Source organism: Fusibacter paucivorans (genome assembly GCF_018390735.1).
GTDB classification, from domain to species: domain Bacteria; phylum Bacillota; class Clostridia; order Peptostreptococcales; family Acidaminobacteraceae; genus Fusibacter; species Fusibacter paucivorans.
The window spans coordinates 40,481-55,531 of record NZ_JAHBCL010000021.1; the positions used below are offsets into that span (position 1 = coordinate 40,481).

General features: G+C 43.1%; 11 protein-coding genes. All 11 read left to right on the forward strand.

Annotated features, from left to right (window positions below):
• Positions 1-3: 3 nt before the first annotated feature.
• The 11 genes from KHM83_RS12550 (at position 4) to KHM83_RS12600 (ending at position 15,015) form a co-directional block, all read left to right on the forward strand.
• Complete coding sequence (locus KHM83_RS12550; RefSeq protein WP_213237368.1) at positions 4-1,092, forward strand: response regulator; 1,089 nt, start codon at positions 4-6, stop codon at positions 1,090-1,092.
• A 19-nt stretch (positions 1,093-1,111) separates the two neighbouring features.
• Positions 1,112-3,562: a CHASE4 domain-containing protein gene (locus KHM83_RS12555; protein WP_213237369.1), complete on the forward strand. Its 2,451-nt coding sequence runs from the start codon at positions 1,112-1,114 to the stop codon at positions 3,560-3,562.
• Positions 3,563-3,725: 163 nt separating this feature from the next.
• Positions 3,726-5,282, forward strand: coding sequence for a methyl-accepting chemotaxis protein (locus KHM83_RS12560; RefSeq protein ID WP_213237370.1), 1,557 nt, complete (start codon positions 3,726-3,728; stop codon positions 5,280-5,282).
• Between the two features lie 407 nt (positions 5,283-5,689).
• The gene (locus tag KHM83_RS12565; protein WP_213237371.1) at positions 5,690-6,763 is read left to right on the forward strand and encodes a BMP family lipoprotein; all 1,074 of its coding nucleotides are present in this window, start codon (positions 5,690-5,692) and stop codon (positions 6,761-6,763) included.
• Between the two features lie 179 nt (positions 6,764-6,942).
• Positions 6,943-8,472 (forward strand): ABC transporter ATP-binding protein, encoded by a 1,530-nt coding sequence (locus tag KHM83_RS12570; RefSeq protein ID WP_213237372.1) that lies wholly within the window; start codon positions 6,943-6,945, stop codon positions 8,470-8,472.
• Entirely contained in the window at positions 8,465-9,538 is a 1,074-nt protein-coding gene (locus KHM83_RS12575; RefSeq protein ID WP_213237373.1) for an ABC transporter permease, read from the forward strand. Before KHM83_RS12570 ends, KHM83_RS12575 begins: the two co-directional genes overlap by 8 nt.
• Before the next feature lie 2 nt (positions 9,539-9,540).
• The gene (locus tag KHM83_RS12580; protein WP_213237374.1) at positions 9,541-10,503 is read left to right on the forward strand and encodes an ABC transporter permease; all 963 of its coding nucleotides are present in this window, start codon (positions 9,541-9,543) and stop codon (positions 10,501-10,503) included.
• Between the two features lie 3 nt (positions 10,504-10,506).
• Positions 10,507-11,457 carry a nucleoside hydrolase gene (locus KHM83_RS12585; protein ID WP_213237375.1) on the forward strand — a complete coding sequence of 317 codons (951 nt, stop codon included), beginning with the start codon at positions 10,507-10,509 and terminating at the stop codon, positions 11,455-11,457.
• Positions 11,450-12,706 carry a M20 family metallopeptidase gene (locus KHM83_RS12590; protein ID WP_213237376.1) on the forward strand — a complete coding sequence of 419 codons (1,257 nt, stop codon included), beginning with the start codon at positions 11,450-11,452 and terminating at the stop codon, positions 12,704-12,706. The genes KHM83_RS12585 and KHM83_RS12590 overlap by 8 nt, the downstream gene beginning before the upstream one ends.
• Before the next feature lie 261 nt (positions 12,707-12,967).
• The gene (locus tag KHM83_RS12595) at positions 12,968-13,717 is read left to right on the forward strand and encodes a glutamine amidotransferase (protein ID WP_213237377.1); all 750 of its coding nucleotides are present in this window, start codon (positions 12,968-12,970) and stop codon (positions 13,715-13,717) included.
• 98 nt (positions 13,718-13,815) lie between these two features.
• Positions 13,816-15,015 (forward strand): M20 family metallopeptidase, encoded by a 1,200-nt coding sequence (locus tag KHM83_RS12600; RefSeq protein ID WP_213237378.1) that lies wholly within the window; start codon positions 13,816-13,818, stop codon positions 15,013-15,015.
• The last annotated feature ends 36 nt before the right edge of the window (positions 15,016-15,051 follow it).

The following is a 15,051-nucleotide window of genomic DNA, read 5'->3' on the forward strand; positions in this document are numbered from 1 at the left end:
ATAATGAATGATGCACAAGTTGTTTTGGTTGTTGATGACACCCCAGACAATATTACTTTGATGAGTGGTTTACTGAAAGATCATTATAAAGTTAGAGTTGCTTTAAACGGTCAAAAGGCAATTGAAATGATGCAGAAAAAATTACCGGATATCATTTTGCTTGACATTATGATGCCGATAATGGATGGCTATGAGACTTGCAGGATTATCAAGTCAAATCCGGATTGGATGGCTATTCCCATTATCTTTCTAACATCTAAGAATGAAGTCGAAGACGAGAGCAAAGGGTTCGAACTTGGTGCATCAGATTATATTAGCAAGCCGGTTAACCCTATTATTTTACTTTCCAGAATCAAAACACATCTTTCGTTAAAAGCGGCGAATGATTTTCTAAAAGATCAAAATCAATATTTGGAAAAAGAGATTTCAAGGCGGGCGAAAGAAGTCGCACTTATTCAAGAGGTATCCATTATGGCGATGGCTTCACTTGCAGAAATTAGAGATCTCGAAACAGGATATCACTTGCAGCGAACCAAAATGTATGTAGCAGCACTATGCGATCAAATCATCACCGATGGTGCCTATACAGCGGACTTGAGTCGTGAAAATGCTGATTTAATCATTGCTTCAGCGCCGTTGCATGACATCGGAAAAATCGGTATTCCCGATTCTATTCTGCTGAAGCCAGGGAAATTTACAAAAGAAGAATTTGAGATGATGAAGCTGCATACCGTTTTAGGGAAAAAGGCGATCTTAAAAGCAGAGAGGCTGTTATATCAGCAAGAGTCATTTTTACGCTATCCAATCGAGATTGTTTTTTCCCACCATGAAAAATGGGATGGCAGCGGTTATCCAGTGGGGCTGAGAGGCGAAGCAATTCCCATTTCTGCAAGAATTGTCGCTATTGCAGATGTCTATGATGCACTTGTAAGTGAACGCGTTTATAAAAGTGCCTATTCACATGAACAAGCGGTTGAAATGATCAAATTGGAATCAGGTAAGCATTTCGATCCGAAAATAGTCGATGCCTTTTTAAAAGTTGAAGAAAAGTTTCATGAAATTGCAGTGACGTATAGAGATCTGCCTCAATGAAAAGGATTTGGGAGTTCTTATGAAAATTAGGACAAAGCTTATTTATTACATTTTGATTTGTTTATCCATTGGCGTTATTGGTGCAATTGTTGTTGTGGCGGCAGTTTCGATACCATACCTTACCAATGAGGAAACGAAGAAAGTTCATAATGATATTGACAAGATGTCCGCCATTCTAAATGCAGAATTCGATTCACTGGGGCGGACACAACGAGATTGGAGCCTCTGGGACGATACCTATGATTTCATTAGTGGTAATTTGGACAGCTATGCCACTGACAATCTGGGAGATGAAACACTGGCGCAGCTAGATCTCGTAAGCATGATTTTCTGTGATAAAAGTGGCAATATCATTTATAACGGCTCTATTGATGATGCGAGCTCAAATGTCAATACAATGATTATTGCGCAGAATGCATTCGAAATTTTAACAAAAGGCGTAACGGCAGAACAAATTCACTCCGGTCTTTCGCTGGTGGACGGCAAGCTTTATTTAATTTCTGTTGAAGGAACGACAAATACGGCGCAATCAGTTCCTCATAATGGTTATCTAATTCTGGTAAGGGCACTTGATGATCGGTTTTTTACTTATTTAGAGCAATTGCTGGAGTCTGATATTGCTTTACAATTTGTGGAAGGCGATACGATGCAGCGGTTTAACGGTGTCACAGTAGGTGAGATACAACGTGAGGGGATGCAGCTATCCTATACAGGCCGTGCAAATGATCTTCTTAGAAATGGCATGGTATTATTTGTTTTTAATCATGAACGAACCTCGTTTATGGAAGCAATTAAAACATTAAAAACGGTAAGCCTTGCCCTTTGTGTGATGTTCTTCTTCATTGGCATTGGAACCGTTTTTGTTGTGAGCAGGAGAGAAGTGAAGCGCATCACATATCTAAGCGATTTTGTTCAAAACGTCGTAACACAGGAAAATCTGTCTTTAAGAACAAAGATGAGCGGGAACGATGAACTGACGCAACTAGGTGAAAACATCAATCATATGCTGTTTGACCTTGAAAAGAATTATCGGGCGATCCAAAAAAATGATGAACATCTGAAAATGATTATGGAAGCGACAAATGACGGCTATTTTGATTATGATCTCGATAAAGATATAATGACGATTAGTCCAGGGTGGTATACACATCTTGGCTACGATGAAAACGACAATGAACCCTTTGGCAGAGACCGTGTTCTCAATACGATTTTAGAAGAAGATCGTGTGGCATTTATAAATGACTTCAATGCCTATTTGGGAAAGAATACAGGCATATTTTATAAAGAATTAAGAGCTTATAAAGCGACGCGTGGATTTCTATGGGTGTTGGTAAGAGGTCGTGCGGTGTCAGCAGATGCAACAGGAAGACCTACGCGTTTCGTCGGCAGTTTCATGGACATTACGGAGAAAAAAATCGAAGAAGACAGCAACCAATATCTACGCGAATCCGATCCGGTGACGGGGATAAATAATCGCGCATTTATTGAAAAACTGCTGTTGCAGATTAATACGGTGGAAGCATTTGCAGCTTATTGTGTAATGATGCTGGATGTCAATGGACTAAAACTCATAAATGATGCGTTTGGTCTTCAAGAGGGAAATCGATTGCTTAAGACGATTGGCGACATTTTAAAGCTTTGTTGTGGGGATAGTGACATATCCGCAAGATGGGGCAGCGACGAGTTTATCATTCTTGTCAAAAACGATAGAACTTATGCGGATACGCTGATGGATACCATAAAAAAAGAAATTGATAATTTGTACATGTTTCCAATTAAGATTAGTGTTGCATTTGGGTGTGCTAATGTGATGGATGAGGATGCCGGTATTGAAAATATCATCACGAGGGCAGAAGAAACAATGTACCAAAATAAATTACTTGAGCACAGAAGTTTTAGAAATGGAATCGTTGCTCCATTTGAGCAGCTTTTATACCATATGAAAATTGAAACGCCGGAACGCGTTAAACGCAGGTTGTCGCTTTGTCGGCTCATGCGTGATGCGATGCATTTGTCACCTGAGGAAGGCGACGCGCTAATGCTGCTGACGCTGTTGCATAATGTTGGGAAAGCAGCTGCATCGGAAGTAAGCGCATCAGCAGCAGATGATCAGACAGTAAAGACGCAGAAAGAAGCGGATTTAGAAAAAGGCAGCCGCATATTAAAAAATGTGCCGGAAGTTGCTCACATCGCGAATGACATCCTTTATCATGAAGCGCATTACGATGGTACGGGTATACCGATGGGAGCGTCAAGAGATTCGATACCGCTAAATGCCAGAATCAGTACAGTCATTTGCTATTTTGATGACTTAATAACAGCGGCTGAGATCGTTAGTGAAGCCGGCATTGATGAAGCAAAATCTCAGATTAGACAGCGCTCTGGAAAATCATTTGATCCGCAAATCGTTGAAACTTTTATTCGTATCATTGATCAATGGTGGCAACAATTGGACAAAATGGGATCATAAGGGGACAAAACACTTGTTTGCAAATGTACAATTGTAAATAAGTTGTGACCATCATTAACAATATGTGAAAAACGCTCTCAATTAGTAAGCACTGTGATATAATTCTCACAGGTTTGTTTACAATCATAAACAAATACTTTGCTGCTAGAATTGAGGATCCCTTATGATTAGTAAAAGAGTACAGCGAATGATGTTCATCGCGATTGCGTTGATATTGCTCCAAGGCGCTATTGGTGAAATCAGCAGTTATATCACAATAAAGCAGTTGGGTGATCTCGAAGAACTCAATGCATCGGCGAGTGCCTTAAATGAACTGCGTGTCGATGTCATAACATCAAGCTCCATTAGCGTTGAACAGGCAGAAATAAATCGCACGACTATCGAGAATGGTATTCGCGTCGCTGAAAAATTTGAGGATGATGCGATGCAGGCGAAGATGCAGCGCGTTTCTGAAGCATTTGAGCACTATATGACGTCACATGATCAATCGTCTGGTGAGGCGATGCTTACAGATTTATCTGAACTCGTGACATATTCTAATACCGCATATGAAACGATTCACGAAGAAATGATGGCGGGAATTCTTTGGAAGAACCAGATTACCATTGCCATTATCATTGTGTTTTTGCTCATCATGTGGCTATGGGGCAGAAGACTGGTTCGCGTGATTGTCAAAAAAATTGACGATCAGAAAATATTGATTGAAACCTTTGCAAATGGAGAGATCAATCAAGCGTTGCCGGATAACGATACTTCTGAATTCCGTACTATTATTGATGCCATTCGAACAGCTTCGCACAGTATTTCGGATATTATTAACGGTATCAATCAAAATCTTTATCATACGAAATCAGAGATGAAAGCATTATCAGAGGATTTAAACGATGAACAAGAACAGATGACGCAGTTAATGGATGGCTATGCGAGAAATGTGATGCAGTTGGTGCAGAATATTGAACAGATTAATCGGACGACGAACGAAATTGCAAGTGGCGCAACAGAGATTGCAGCATCCGCAACAAAGTCGGCAGATGCTTCAGGCGAGGCGCTCGCCAATAGCAGTGAATCGAAAATCAAAGTGGATGAAATGGCTGGGGCGCTTGAAATGGCTCAAAAGGAAGTCCTTACGATCGATTCGAGTGTAACGTCGCTTTCCAAAGCGTTTGATGAAATTGTGGATCTTGTCGGAGCGATTAAGGGTGTGTCATCACAAATTAATCTGCTTGCGTTAAATGCAGCTATAGAAGCCGCTCGTGCAGGAGAAGCCGGCAGAGGTTTTGCCGTGGTTTCGGAAGAAATTCGAAAACTTTCCGATGAGACGGATCAACTGACAGAAAATATCGAAAAAGTGACTCAGACCATGGTTGCCAGAATAGGTGATGTAAGTGAAAATGTGGCTAAAGCAGGCGAAGAGGCAGCACATGGTGTTTCATTGGCGGAATCGACGACGCTTTTAATTGATCAATCACTTGTTAGTGTCACAAAACTCAGTGAAAGCATTCGTGATATTGCAGCGATCACGCAAGAGCAGGCAGCTGGGACAGAAGAAATTGCAGCAACAATCGACGTCACTTCTCAGACAGCCAATCAAATGTCAGCTGACAGTGAAGTCCTCGGTTCGAATTTTGCAAAAGTACTGGAAAAATCAAAAGATGCATCAAAGTCAGTTGGAAAAAACCTCGACGAAATTAGAAGACGCATGCAGTATTTTAAAATCTAATAACGAACATGCTTGAGAGAAGCTCGCCTTACCGCAATTCATGAGGAATTGTGATGGCGAGTTTTTTTACAACGGTTTAAGAATAGCGCGCATAAGAATAGTCTCTAAAAGCGGTATGCTTATTCATTACAGCGAAATATAAAGATTTCCTTGATAAAGAGGCGCATAATCTCGGACAAAAAAGAATGAAAAAGTACCAAAAAAGGATTGACGCATTTGTAACATTCCGTTAATATGTAGTTAGACATTTAATTAAATTTATTTTTCTGTTGTGAAGGTAAAACGTTTTTCCAATGTGGGGGAAGCATTGATCTTGTAAGGAAAGTAGACTTAATTATTTTTTTGGCATCAAAGTAAAACGTTTTACCAAGAAAAAGCGGGTAATGAACTTGTAGGAGGAAAGAAGCATGATGAAAAGAATGATGAGCATTTTATTAATGTTAATGTTGGTGTTTTCTTTAACGGCGTGTAGCGGCGGCTCAGAGCCTGCGGCATCAACAAACGAAGGTGGCAGTGATGCACCGGCTAAGACGCGTGTTGCCATTGTATTTTCCGGCAATTTAGGTGACAAGTCGTACAATGACTCTTGTTACGCAGGTGCTTTAAAAGCACAGGAAGAATTTGACATTGAATTGAAAACACTTGAAGGTACTGAAGCAGCAGAATGGGAAGCAAACTTCCTGGCAGTTGCAGAAGAAGGTTATGATCTGATTATCTGTTCTTCTTCAAACTTCGAAGAATACATGAAGGAACATTGTGCAAATTATCCTGATACAAAGTTTGCCGTTATCGACACGACGGTTGAAGGCGATAACATCGTATCTGTAAGCTTTGCACAAAATCAAGGATCATTCTTAGCAGGTGCGGCAGCAGCATTGTTTACAAAAATGAGTGATATCGAAGGCGTAAATGATGAAAATATCATTGGCTGGGTAGGCGGCATGGATATTCCTGTGCTCCACGATTTCTATACTGGTTATGAGCAAGGTGCAAAATATGTCGATCCTGATATTACAATTCTCCAGTCATTTGCAGGCACTTGGAATGACCCGCTGAAAGGAAAAGAACTTACTTTAGCACAATATCAACAAGGTGCGGACGTCGTCATGAACGTTGCATCCGGTACCGGTACTGGTATCTTAGAAGCGGCAACAGAAGCTGGCAAATATGCGATCGGCGTTGACCTCAATCAAGATGGCGATCAACCAGGTCACGTGTTGACTTCAATGCTCAAACGCGTTGATTCTGCTTGTTACCTGTTAATTCAATCCGTTGTTGAGGGTACATTTGAGGGTGGCTCTAAACAATATTTAACCATTGCCGACAACGGCGTAAGTTTAACCGACATGAGCGTTATGAAAGAAGCGCTTGGCGATCAGTTCCCGGATGAAATCCTCACAAAGATCCAAGAACTCCAAGATAAAATCGTCTCAGGTGAAATCGTCGTTGAAAATTATGAGGGATTTGGCCCGAATAATTAATAAATCCTTAATTTTCCCCAAGAAGGCAGGTTCGTTTACACAGCCTGCCTTCACTCTTTTCAAGTGTTTGGCGACTGAATTTTGTATAATGGAATCAGTGCGGTGCAAGTAAGTGAAAAAATGCCGCAAACGGTATAAAATAGCGTTAAAGCCAAACATGCATACATAGGAGGTGCAACATGAGTTCTTTTGTTGTAGAAATGAAGGGCATCAATAAAAATTTTGGTGAAGTCTGTGCCGTTAAAAACGGACATATACAAGTTGAAAAAGGTGAAATTCACGCGTTGATTGGGGAAAACGGCGCTGGTAAATCAACAATGATGAAACTGCTCTACGGCCTATTCCCACATGATGCAGGCGATATATGGGTGTCAGAAAAACAAATAAAAAATATGACGCCAAAGCGTGCGATTGATCTTGGGATTGGTATGGTACATCAAGAATTTATGCTCGTCAATGAATTGACGGTGCTTGAAAATATATTGTTAGGTTTTGAGCCCAAAAAAGGACTTACTGTTGATTTCGCCACTGGGCGTGCACAGGTTCAACAGTTTATTGACCAATACGGCCTTGATATTCAAATGGATAAGCGCATTCATCAGATTTCTGTCGGTGAAGCTCAGCGTGTCGAAATCATTAAGATCTTATCACGTGGCGCCGAGATTATTATTCTCGATGAGCCTACAGCCGTACTGACACCACAGGAAGCCGATGGCCTTTTCGAAATTTTAAAAAAATTAAAAGCCGACGGCAAATCTGTCATCTTTATTTCGCATAAACTAGATGAAGTGATGAAAATATCAGATCGTATTTCTGTCATGCGGCAAGGCGCTTACATTGGTACGGTTCAAAAGACTGAAACGAATCCTGCACAGCTTGCACAGATGATGATTGGTCGAGAGGTCTTCCTCAATATCAAGAAATCAGAAGTGAATTCAGGTGCAAAGGTGCTTGATGTTCAGGATCTCTGGACTTCCGGTGAAAAGGAAATCTCTAAGATCAGAGGAATCAGCTTTGAAGTGCATGAAGGCGAAATTCTTGGCATTGCCGGTATTGACGGCAATGGACAAAGCGAATTGATAGAAGCGATCACGGGGCTTCGAAAAGTTGAAAAGGGAAAAGTTATACTCGCTGGCGAAGCAATTACGAATTTATCCGTGAGTAATATTCGGGCAAAGGGCATGACGCATATTCCAGAAGACAGGAATAAACGCGGCTTAAACCGCGCTCTTACAATTTGGGAGAATATCATCGCGACGCATATAGGCGATCAGGCATTTTCAAAAAACAAAGTTTTATCTCTGCAGCATTCGATTGACTATGCCAATGAACTTGCAGAACAATTTGACATAAGGCCGAGGGATGTCACAATGCCGACTCAGTCATTGTCTGGCGGAAATGCGCAAAAGGTTGTTGTTGCAAGAGAAGTTGCCATGAATGGCAAACTGCTTGTCGCGTCTCAGCCGACGCGTGGGGTTGATATTGGGGCGATTGAATCCATTCGAAGTATCCTCGAAAAAGTAAAAGAACAGGGGACTGGCGTCCTGCTGGTTTCGGCAGATCTTGAAGAGATACTGTCGCTGTCCGACCGCATCATTGTTATGTTCGAAGGAAAGATTTCAGGAACGTTGACAGCTAGCGAAGCAACGGATACAAAGCTCGGCTACTTGATGATGGGCGGTAAAACAGAGGAGGCGGCACATGCGTGATTTTGGAAAAAGTTTAATCCGGTTTGCACTCATTATCGCATTGTCTTTGGTGATTGGCGCCATTTTTATTATGATAATTGGTGAAAATCCGATCTCCGCTTATGCGGCTTTAGTTAAAGGTGCCTTTGTCGGAAAACTAAATTTGGGCAAGACGCTGGCTAATTTCACACCACTAATGCTAACAGCACTGGCCTTTGCCGTTGGTGCAAAAGGCGGCGCCTTTAATGTCGGTGTTGAAGGTGAGGTCTTTCTCGGCGGGATCGCAGCGGCGTATATCGGCATACATTGGGGGTTCCTTCCAATGCCTATTCACCTATTGGCATGCTTTCTCGGTGCGATGATTGTTGCCGCAATGTGGGCATTTATCCCCGGGGCGTTAAAAGCATACTATGGGGTTAATGAAGTATGCAGCACCATTTTATTGAATTATGTGGCCTTTTATATAACGTCCTATCTAGTCAGTGGGCCAATGAGTGCAGGCGTTGCCAATGCGCAGTCAGATCCGGTGGCAGATCAGGTAAAGCTTTACCAGTTTATGAAACCGAGCAGTGCCAATGTCGGCATGTTTATCGCAATTATCGTTGGCATCATCGCAATTTGGATACTAAATAAAACGACTTTCGGTTACAAGATTAGAACCGTGGGACTCAATGCTTCACATGCAGAGTATGTGGGCATTAATCCTAAACACACCTTTGTCAAAACGATGATTTTCAGCGGCGTTTTGGGCGGCATCGCAGGCTGTATAGAAATTTTGGGCGTACACGGCTATTTCTTAAACAATTTTGCAGCGAATATAGGCTTTAACGGCATGTTGGCAGCGCTTGTGGTTAAAAACAATCTCATTTTAACGCCTTTTATGGCATTTTTCCTTGGCGCCTTAAAATCTGGAGCGTTAGGACTGCAACAGGCGACCAGTGTGCCAAAGTCCATCGTCGATACCATAACGGCAGTGTTTATCATTATTGCAACAATGGACTTGCTGTTTCAATTTAAAAAGAAAAAACAAATTCAGCAGTCGGATGAACCGCTAAAACCTGAAGCGTCACAAGAGAAGGAGGCGTAGACATGACATTTGAAAAAATTATCAACTTATCCCTGATCTACGCAACACTTCGTTCTGCAACACCGATTATCTATGCGTCACTATGTGCGGCGATTACACAGCAAGCAGACATTCTCAATATTGGCACGGAAGGCATCATGCTCACAGGGGCTTTTACCGCCGTTACGGTGAGCTATTTAACTGGCAGCTGGCTTCTTGCGGTTATTGTTGCAATGCTGGCAGGACTGGTAATGGCTTCTGTCATTGCAGTGGGACATTTAAAATATGGCGCTGAAATTACGGCGATCGGTATAGGTATCAATATGTTTGCACTGGCCTTTACCAAATATATGCTAAACAGCCTTTTAGGCAAAACAGGTTCGTTTACCGATCCAAAGATCATTGGCATACCAAAGGTGCACCTAGCCTTTTTAGATAATTCTCCAGCACTGAACGAACTCTTTAACAATTGGGCGGTAACAGAGTGGTTCGCCTTTATACTCGTCGGTATTCTGACATTTGTCCTCTTTAAAACGGTTTGGGGGCTACGGCTGAGAGCTGTTGGCAAGTTCCCAATGGCAGCGCAAACCGCCGGGATTAATGTAACGGCAATGCGCTATCAGGCACTTGCGATTTCAGGACTCGTCGGTGGATTGGCCGGTGCCCATTTATCGCTTGGCTACAGCAAGATGTTCACAGAAAATATGACCAATGGGCGAGGTTTTATGGGGGTTGCCGCAATGTTCTTCGGTGGCGCACATCCCGTATTGACAGCAATAGGATGCTTGGTCTTTGGCTTTGCCGATTCCATTGGTGCGAGACTTCAGGCATATGGCGTTCCTTCGCAGTTCGTCCTATTGATGCCGTATGTTGTAACCGTTGCCGTACTGGCTATATCAATGGCAACAAAACAATCCAGAGAGGCGCGCAAGAAAAGTGCGCTGATTACGACAGCACCTTCAACATTGACTGAAAAGAGAGGTTAAAGGATGAGCCAAGAAAATAGAAAACCGACACCGATTATTTTAGACTGTGATCCGGGACACGATGACGCCATTGCCATTATGTTGGCGGGCGGTCATCCTGCCATTGATTTAAAGGGTATTACCGTGGTTGCCGGCAATCAGACGCTTGAAAAAACCGTTAACAATGCTTTAAACGTCTGTCAGCATTTGGCGATTGACGTGCCCGTTTTTGCTGGCTGTGATCGCCCCATGGTGAGGGCTAAGCAAGTTATTGCAGATGATATTCACGGCGAAACCGGTCTTGACGGCCCTGTTTTTGCTCCGAGAACGAAGACGGCAGAAGCAATGCATGCGGTGATGTATATTATTGAAACACTAAAGGCTTCTGTCGAACCGATGACACTCGTTGCGACGGGACCGCTTACCAATTATGCAATGGCACTTCGCATGGCACCGGACATTATTGAAAAAATTGACCGCTTTGTGATTATGGGCGGCAGTTTACAACACGGTAATGTGACCCCGGCAGCAGAATTTAATATTCTTGCAGATGCAGAAGCGGCGCATATTGTTTTCAGCGCAGGCAAAAAAGTCGTCATGGTAGGGCTGGATGTAACGCGAAAAGTCCTTTGCCTGCCCAGTGTTGTTGAAAAAATGCGCGTAGAAGGCAATGTTGCTTCAAAATTATTTGTTGACTTAATGTCCTTTTTCAACAAAACGCAAAAAGAAGTTTTTGGATGGGAAGGCGGCCCTTTACATGATCCCGTCACAATTGCCTATTTAATCAATCCATCTATTCTTGAACTTCAGTCCATGGTAACAGAAATTGACTACAGTCAGGGACCAAGTTATGGTCGAACAAACTGTGACCTATTCGGATTTTCAAAAGAACCGCATAATTCAGAGGTTGCAATGAATGTTGACGTCGAGGCATTTTGGCAAGTGATTAGAGAGGGCATCGCCTGTTATGAATAAATTGAGAGCATTCCTATATGAGAATCAAGAAGCCTATTTGAAACCGCTTTACAACTTAGTTGCCTGTGATACGCAGGTGGTGGGACACGGCATCTTAGGCGGCCATGAAAAAAATGGTCAGGTCTATTTAAAATCACTGTTTGAATCCATGGGGGGCGCGGAAATTGTTGAAGACCCCATGTCTGAAACCGTGCTTAAAAAAGCAGTTCAAATGTATCAGGAAGGTAATTTAGGACACGATCAAACGGATCGCTACAACCTCTATGCGCATTTTGAAGGGACTTCCCCTAAACGATTAATTTTTAATGGTCATGTAGATACGATGCCGATCGGTGAAGCAGATGCTTGGCAGTATCCGCCGATTCATGCCACACTTGACGGCGATCGCATTTACGGCCTTGGCGTCTGTGATATGAAAGGCGGTCTAACGGCGGCAACTATGGCTGTGAAACTGTTAAAAGATGCAGGACGCGCTTTGCCATGCCATGTAACCATCACATCTGTTGTGGATGAAGAAGGCGGCGGCAATGGGTCGATACAGGCAGCGATGAATGGCATTAAAGGTGATGGACTCGTCGTCTGTGAACCGACGAGTGGGGCACTGATTTTGGCGCACATGGGATTTGTATTTTTCCGCGTTAGCATTAAAGGACGTGCCAATCATTCCGGTGCAAAATGGCTTGGCGTCAGTGCAATTGAAAAGGCCATGAAGATGATGGCCGAACTGGAAGCACTTGAGAACGACTGGCAGCTTGCCTATGACCATCCGCTGCTGCCAAAGCCAAGTATGAACGTCGGTACGATTCACGGCGGTTCAGCTGCGTCAACGGTTGCAGGAAGCTGTACATTTGAAGTGTGTATTCATTATCATCCTAACACCATGAGCCATGCGCAGGTGGAAGCTGCCTTTATGAACGCGATTGATTTAGATGATCCGTGGCTGAAAGCAAATCCGCCGACTGTAACCATGTACCAGGCGGGTGGTGCCTATGAGATGCCGATGGATGATTCATTTGTAAAGTGTTTTCAGGAAGCATCAAAAGCGGTAAAAGGACATGAAGCGGTGATCGAAGGATCGCCTGCCGGCTGTGATTCGAGAATTTGGCAGAACATAGCGGGCGTGCCTACGATACAATTTGGACCGGGCAATCTGGCACAGTGTCATGCCGTTAATGAATACTTATCAAAATCGGCTTATCTTGAGAGCATACTGGTTTATGCCTCGCTGATTGAACAGTTTGGCAAGTAAAGCAGTGATGTACATGCGACGCTATGCTGTTATAAGTGAAGACGCAATGAACAAAGGATAATCTAAGTCAAACGATAATATCCGTCAAAGACAATCTGAGTCAAAGACAATCTAAGTCAAAGATAATTATGAATTTAAAACAGTTTAAGCAAACGCTTAGATGACAACTGTTAAGATATTGAAAATGAGCATAACTTTGGGCAGAGCATAAGCTAAAATGCTTTTGCACGAAAGCACCCTATAAATGATAAGGAGAATGATATGAAAAGTAAGCGTATTTTGTTGGCTGGGGAATCATGGATGAGTTATACCACACATGTTAAAGGATTTGACAGTTTTTATACTTCGACATATGAAACCGGCGAAAAATGGTTAAAGGCGGCACTGGAAGCCGGCGGCTGTGAAGTGACATTTATGCCGAATCATTTGGCGATGACAGAGTTCCCTTTTACACTGGAAGAACTCAAAGCCTATGATTGTATCATTCTTTCGGATATTGGTGCCAATACGCTTTTACTGCCGGTACCAACTTTTACGAGAAGCGAAGTGAAACCAAACCGCTGTAATCTCTTAAAAGAGTATGTGCTCTCAGGCGGCGGTCTTGTAATGGTTGGCGGCTATCTGACTTTCTCAGGTGTTGATGCAAAGGGTAAATGGCAGGATACAGCAGTTCAAGAAGTATTGCCGGTTCAAATACTGAGTACAGATGACCGCATGGAACATTGCGAAGGTGTAGTGCCGACTGTTCAAAAACAGCATGAAGTGATTGACGGTATTCCGGCTGAATGGCCGCATCTTTTAGGCTACAACAAGACGGTTGCAAAACCGGATGCAGAAGTACTGGTGACAGTGGGTGAAGATCCGCTTATTGCACTAGGTAAATATGGTGAAGGCAGAAGTGCTGTCTTTACATCGGACTGTGCTCCACACTGGGCGCCGCCGGAGTTTGTCTCATGGGAATATTATGACAAAATGTGGCAAGGCTTGGTAAATTGGGTTATAATGAAGTAATTGCAACGATTGTGGCAGAATGATAAATTGATTTAAATGATGCAGAAATACACTGGAGATTTGTATGGAGAGGTCTATAGATGGAGGAGTAAACAACCATGAGTATCACAAATCATATGCCTGAAAGTGCCAAAGACCTTTTATTGGCGCTCTTAGGCAAACCATCCGTCAACGGTGCTGAAAATGAAGCGGCAATTGCGTCGTATATCTGTGATTACCTGACAGCAAACGGTATTGATGCCGTATGTGAGCACGTGGCACCTGGTAGGGCGAATGCTGTCGCATTGATCGAAGGGTGTGATAACGGTCAAACCGTCGTCTGGAACGGTCATCTGGATACGGTGCCCTATGGTGATTTAAACGCATGGCATTCTGCTCCGGATCAGCCGCTGATATTGGAAGATCGTGTTGTCGCCAGAGGCAGCAGCGATATGAAGGGCGGACTTGCCGTTATGCTGTATACACTGGTTAAAATGCATGCGCTCGGTATTCGGCCTGCTTATAATATATTATTCTTGGCAACTTGCGATGAAGAGCGAGGCGGGATTGGTGCGATGCATTTTTGTAAGCAGCACGAGATGGCAAAGATGCATCATCTGTTAATTGCCGAACCGACGGGATGTCAACTGGGGATTGCACAAAAGGGCTGTCTGTGGCTTGACTTGCATGTCCAAGGCGCAACAAGCCATGGCGCATATCCAGAGAAGGGCGTTAATGCTCTGGTGCTTGGAACATTAATATATCAGCATCTCAAAACTGTCTTCGAGGTAGATCGCCATGCGCTGTTAGGGCATTCAACGGTAACACTGACCAAATTAAATGGCGGCATTGCCACGAATATGGTACCGGATCAATGTGAGATGTCATTGGATATTCGATTGACGCCTGCCTATCAAAGCAGTCAGGTGTGTACTGTACTGGAAGATTATATCAACCAACAATTAATGGCAGAATATCCAGGTGCCTCAGTTTTTTGGCAAATTGTGAATGATCGCATGGCGATTGGGCTTTCAGAAACACATAAACTCTATCGTCAATATCAATCTATTCAAGAGGCAATTACGACTGCTGAGATGTATTCAATAGATGAAGCCAACAATAATATTGCACCAGTGGGGGTTCGATATTTTACAGATGCTTCCGTGCTGATAAAATCGTATCCGGATATCCCGGTAATATTGTATGGCCCAGGTAGAGCGGCGTTGGCGCACCAGCCGAATGAGGCCCTCTATTGGACAGACTTTGAAAGGGCGCTGGCGTTTTATGAAAAGATTTATCAAATGCCGCTGATAAACTGATGGCGATAATGGCTATGGCATAATGCCTGAGAATAG

Bases quoted from the DNA above. Each gene is read 5' to 3' on its own strand.
- KHM83_RS12550 (WP_213237368.1), top strand. From the start codon at position 4: ATGAATGATGCACAAGTTGTTTTGGTTGTTGATGACACCCCAGACAAT.
- KHM83_RS12555 (WP_213237369.1), top strand. From the start codon at position 1,112: ATGAAAATTAGGACAAAGCTTATTTATTACATTTTGATTTGTTTATCC.
- KHM83_RS12560 (WP_213237370.1), top strand. From the start codon at position 3,726: ATGATTAGTAAAAGAGTACAGCGAATGATGTTCATCGCGATTGCGTTG.
- KHM83_RS12565 (WP_213237371.1), top strand. From the start codon at position 5,690: ATGATGAAAAGAATGATGAGCATTTTATTAATGTTAATGTTGGTGTTT.
- KHM83_RS12570 (WP_213237372.1), top strand. From the start codon at position 6,943: ATGAGTTCTTTTGTTGTAGAAATGAAGGGCATCAATAAAAATTTTGGT.
- KHM83_RS12575 (WP_213237373.1), top strand. From the start codon at position 8,465: ATGCGTGATTTTGGAAAAAGTTTAATCCGGTTTGCACTCATTATCGCA.
- KHM83_RS12580 (WP_213237374.1), top strand. From the start codon at position 9,541: ATGACATTTGAAAAAATTATCAACTTATCCCTGATCTACGCAACACTT.
- KHM83_RS12585 (WP_213237375.1), top strand. From the start codon at position 10,507: ATGAGCCAAGAAAATAGAAAACCGACACCGATTATTTTAGACTGTGAT.
- KHM83_RS12590 (WP_213237376.1), top strand. From the start codon at position 11,450: ATGAATAAATTGAGAGCATTCCTATATGAGAATCAAGAAGCCTATTTG.
- KHM83_RS12595 (WP_213237377.1), top strand. From the start codon at position 12,968: ATGAAAAGTAAGCGTATTTTGTTGGCTGGGGAATCATGGATGAGTTAT.
- KHM83_RS12600 (WP_213237378.1), top strand. From the start codon at position 13,816: ATGAGTATCACAAATCATATGCCTGAAAGTGCCAAAGACCTTTTATTG.